Here is a 4,766-nt window from a genome sequence, read left to right as displayed (position 1 = left end):
CACCATGCTGGCCTATGCGTCCTTCTCACTGACCTTCTTCTTCCGCCCACTGGGTGGTGTCATCTTCGCCCACATCGGTGACCGCATCGGACGCAAGAAGACGCTGTTCCTCACACTCATGCTCATGGGTGGTGGCACCGTGGCCATCGGCCTGCTGCCGGACTACAACACCATCGGTATCTGGGCTCCGATCCTGCTGATGTTCCTACGTATCCTGCAGGGCATCGGCATCGGTGGCGAATGGGGCGGCGCACTGCTGCTGGCCTATGAGTACGCACCCAAGCATCAGCGCGGTCTCTATGGAGCAGTTCCGCAGATGGGCATCTCCCTGGGCATGTTGCTGGCCGCCGGCGTGGTCTCCCTACTGACTCTGCTTCCGGATGATCAATTCCTCACCTGGGGTTGGCGTGTTCCATTCGTCGGCAGTATCGTCCTGGTCTTCATCGGCCTATGGATCCGCAATGGACTGGATGAGACCCCTGAGTTCAAGCGCATGCGTGAATCCGGCAACCAGGTCAAGCTGCCCATCAAGGAAGTTGTGACCAAATACTGGCCTGCAGTGCTGGTCTCCATCGGGGTCAAGGCCGCAGAAACCGGCCCCTTCTACATCTTCGGTACCTATATCGTGGCCTATGCCGTGAACTTCCTGGACATCCGCGACAACATTGTCCTGCTCGCCGTGGCCGCCGCAGCCCTGGTGGCCACCATCTGGATGCCCTTCTTCGGCGCCTTCTCTGACCGTGTGGAGCGCGCCACCCTGTACCGCTGGTCCGCGGTGTCGACAATCGCTCTGATTATTCCTTATTACCTGGTGCTCAACACCGGCCATATCTGGGCACTGTTTGTGGCAACCGTCATCGGTTTCGGAATCCTCTGGGGCAGCGTGAACGCCATCCTGGGCACCCTGATCGCAGAGAACTTCGCACCTGAGGTCCGCTACACCGGCGCCTCCCTGGGCTACCAGCTCGGCGCTGCCATCTTCGGTGGTACCGCACCGATCGTCGCAGCGTGGTTGTTTGAGATCTCCGGTGGACAGTGGTGGCCGATCGCCGTGTACGTCACCGCCTGCTGCTTCATCTCCATCATCGCGTCCTTCTTCATCAAACGCGTGGCACACCAGGAAAGCTAGAATTTCACTAACTCCCCCATAAAGGAAGGACTCTCCACCATGGTCAAGCGTCAGCTGCCCAACCCGTCCGAAATGCTTGAGCTGATGAAGTTCAAGAAGCCTGAACTCAATGGCAAGAAGCGTCGCCTGGACTCTGCACTCACCATTTATGATCTACGTAAGATCGCCAAGCGACGCACCCCGGCTGCGGCCTTCGATTACACCGATGGCGCTGCCGAGGCCGAGCTGTCCATCCAGCGAGCCCGTGAAGCATTCGAGAACATCGAGTTCCACCCGGACATCCTCAAGCCTGCAGAGAATGTGGACACCTCCACACAGATCCTCGGCGGGCGTTCCGCCATGCCTTTCGGCATCGCCCCCACCGGTTTCACCCGTCTCATGCAGACCGAAGGTGAGATCGCCGGCGCCGGCGCCGCTGGTGCCGCCGGCATCCCCTTCACCTTGTCCACCCTGGGCACCACCTCCATCGAAGATGTGAAGCAGGCCAACCCCGAGGGCCGCAACTGGTTCCAGCTCTATGTCATGCGGGACCGCGACATCTCCTACGGCCTGGTGGAGCGCGCCGCCCAGGCGGGCTTCGACACCCTGATGTTCACCGTGGACACCCCGATCGCCGGCTACCGCCTCCGTGACACCCGCAACGGCTTTTCCATCCCACCGCAGCTGACCCCGGGCACCGTCCTCAACGCCATCCCACGTCCCTGGTGGTGGATCGACTTCCTGACCACCCCGACCCTGGAGTTCGCATCGCTGTCCTCCACCGGCGGCACCGTCGGCGAGCTGCTCAACTCCGCGATGGATCCCACCATCTCCTATGAGGACCTCAAGGTCATCCGTGAGATGTGGCCAGGCAAGCTACTGGTCAAGGGCGTGCAGAACGTCCCGGACGCCGTGAAACTTCTCGACGAAGGCGTCGACGGGCTCATCCTCTCCAATCACGGCGGCCGCCAGCTCGACCGCGCACCCGTGCCTTTCCACCTCCTCCCCGAGGTACGCAAGGAGGTCGGTTCAGAACCGACCGTCATGATCGACACCGGCATCATGAACGGTGCGGACATCGTCGCAGCTGTCGCCCTCGGCGCCGACTTCACCCTCATCGGCCGCGCCTACCTCTACGGCCTCATGGCCGGGGGCCGCGAAGGTGTGGACCGCACCATCGAGATCCTGCGTACTGAAATCACCCGTACCATGGCCCTGCTCGGTGTCTCCAGCCTGGAGGAACTCGAACCACGCCATGTCACCCAACTGACCAGGCTGGTTCCGGTTTCTGAAACCACCCGCGCAGCAGCAGCACAACTTTAAGCACTGCCCAGCATTCAGCCCGATAATGAAGGCCCGATAATGAAGGAAGGTCCCACTGCCATCATGGCGGTGGGACCTTCCTGTCTTCTACTGGGTTTCAGAGAATAAATCAGACATTCTGCTGAACTGACTCGGGGTCCTTATCCCTGTCGGACATGGGCTTGCCCAGCATGGTGGAGCGCTCCCCCTTCGGAACCTCCTTGACGCGGCCACAGCTGTAGCCATCGCGGTAGCCTTGGATTTCCTTCCGCAGCACCCGCCCCAGCAGGTAGATTCCCAGCAGGTTCGGAACGGTGAGGATGAAGAACATGGCATCGGAGAACCGGACCACGGTCTCCAGGGATGCTGCAGATCCCACAACGATCATTCCGATGTAGACGAGATCGTAGATGGTCTCCGCCTTCTTGGAGTTGCCAAACACATAGCCTGCAGCCTTACGCCCGTAATAGGAATAGGCGAGGATGGTGGAGAAGGCGAAGAGGATGACGCAGATGGTCAAGATGATGGGGAATTCTGCATGGACTGTGCCAAAGGCCTCTGAGGTGAGCACGATTCCATTGGAGCTGGAGTCTCCGTAGGAACCGGTGACAACGATCGCAAGACCGGTCATGGTGCAGATGATCACAGAGTCAATGAATGGTTCCCATGCCGCCACGAATCCCTCTTCAGCAGGGCGACGGTTCTTGGATACCGCGTGAGCCATACCTGCAGTACCAACACCAGCCACGTTGGAGAACAGTGCACGCTGAATACCGATGATGGCCACACCCAGGACACCGCCCTTCAGTCCGTCACCGGTGAAACCGCTGTAGACGATGGTCTGGATCGCATCTGGGATGGCCCGGAAGTTGACGATGAGAATGATGATGACGGCCAGGGTGTAGTAGTACTTCGTTAGGTAGGTGCGCGCCCGCAATACGGGCAACACCCCAGCAACTCGATGACCATCGACTGAAGCTCGGCGAGGACAGCATAGAAACTCACCCCACCACCTGGGCTTTTGGGTCAGCAGTCACCAACCGCTGCTGGGTGACAAACAGATGCGCCGCCGTAACCAGCGTGGTGTGGTGATGCCACCCCAACCAATGCCGGCCTTCAAAATGATCCAACCCCAACCCATGCTTCAATTCCCGATAGTCATGTTCGATCCTCCACCGGATCTTCCCCAACCACACCAACTGCTCAATCGGGGTGTCTTCCGGCAGGGTGGATAGCCAGTAGTCGGTGGGTGCGTCAGTGTTGCTGGGCCATTCAGCCAACAACCAGCAGGACGGAAGCGTCCCGTCCGGATTCTTTGGGAGGTTCCGATTGGCTGGGCGCACCCGCACCGCAGCAAACCTACTGTTCAACGTGTTTTTACTGCCCTGGCGCCAGGCCACGGGACGATACTGTGTCATCGGTAGCGATTGGGCCAGTTCCTGGGCCTGCACAGGCGAGGTCCGGTAGCCTGGCTTTTTGGGGCGGCCGAACCCGGAATACTCTGGGGTGTCAAAGACCACGTCACCGGGGTGAACACTGGTTAATCCTTTGACCTGCACAACATACTCCAACCCGCGGGTGGTCAGCGCAGTACGAAACGCCCCATTGTCACCGTAGCCAGCATCCGCGACCACCACCGGTGGGCTCACACCCCAGTCGTGGAGTTCCTCGATCATCTCCACGGAAAGTTCCCACTTCGGTCGGTGACCGATCTCAGCAGGGATCAGGGCTTTGGCCCGGCGTTGCCGGATGAGGGCGCGTCTCTCTCTTCCAACACGGCGGTGGTCTCATCCCAACTGGCAGGGAGAAACAACCGCCAGTTCAACGGACACGACGCAGCATCAGTTACAGCGTGAACGCTGACTCCGATTTGGACGTTACCGACTTTGCCGAGGGTGCCGGAGTACTGTCTAGCGACTCCGGGTGAGGCTGATCCGTCTTTGATAAAGCCGGTGTCATCGATAACCCAGGCATCGGGTGTAATGAGGTTAATTGCTTTGGTGGCTAGGATTTTCCTCACGGGTTCGACTGGCCAGGGTGAGGTGGAGACGAATTGTTGGAGTCGTTGATGATCAATGCCCAGACGCTGCGCCATGGGTTGCATGGATTTTCGACGTCCCTCCAGCATTAGTCCTTGGAGGTAGTAGCTGGAGGTGGCGCGTTGGTCTTTGCGGACCAGGGAGGCGAAGACTTCGGCGACGAAATCCTGGAGAGCACTTGGGGTGTGAGTGATGGTTTTTGCGTTCATGATCAAACATTACGCCCCATAAAGATCACTCCACAAGAGCTAACAAAGCACTACTAGTCCCTCACACCACAGGGGATACCGGTGGAGTGATGCGGGCAGTAGCCATCA

5 protein-coding genes are annotated in these 4,766 nt (G+C 59.4%); 2 read left to right on the top strand and 3 right to left on the bottom strand.

Annotated features, from left to right (window positions below; genetic code table 11):
* Positions 1–1,129, top strand: a 1,129-nt coding sequence (locus Q0M74_RS12975) for an MFS transporter (RefSeq protein WP_293955131.1), incomplete at its 5' end; no start/stop codon positions are given.
* Positions 1,130–1,168: 39 nt separating this feature from the next.
* Positions 1,169–2,431, top strand: a complete 1,263-nt coding sequence (locus Q0M74_RS12970; protein ID WP_293955129.1) for an alpha-hydroxy acid oxidase — start codon at positions 1,169–1,171, stop codon at positions 2,429–2,431.
* A 109-nt stretch (positions 2,432–2,540) separates the two neighbouring features.
* Here Q0M74_RS12970 and Q0M74_RS12965 read toward each other — a convergent pair whose 3' ends face one another.
* The 3 genes from Q0M74_RS12965 to Q0M74_RS13925 are packed head-to-tail and all read right to left on the bottom strand — an operon-like array spanning position 2,541 to position 4,658.
* Entirely contained in the window at positions 2,541–3,359 is an 819-nt protein-coding gene (locus Q0M74_RS12965) for an alanine:cation symporter family protein (RefSeq protein ID WP_293955127.1), read from the bottom strand.
* A gap of 52 nt (positions 3,360–3,411) precedes the next feature.
* A complete protein-coding gene (locus Q0M74_RS13930) occupies positions 3,412–4,122 on the bottom strand; it encodes an IS701 family transposase (protein ID WP_366088339.1) in 711 nt (236 codons plus the stop codon).
* An 11-nt stretch (positions 4,123–4,133) separates the two neighbouring features.
* On the bottom strand, positions 4,134–4,658 hold the full coding sequence (locus tag Q0M74_RS13925; RefSeq protein WP_366088336.1) for a transposase: 525 nt from the start codon (positions 4,656–4,658) through the stop codon (positions 4,134–4,136).
* Between the last annotated feature and the right edge of the window lie 108 nt (positions 4,659–4,766).

Origin of the sequence: uncultured Corynebacterium sp., assembly GCF_945649885.1 — a bacterium.
In the GTDB taxonomy this organism is placed as follows: domain Bacteria; phylum Actinomycetota; class Actinomycetes; order Mycobacteriales; family Mycobacteriaceae; genus Corynebacterium.
Note: the sequence above shows the minus strand (reverse complement) of the source record. Positions and strands in the feature narration are given on the sequence as shown.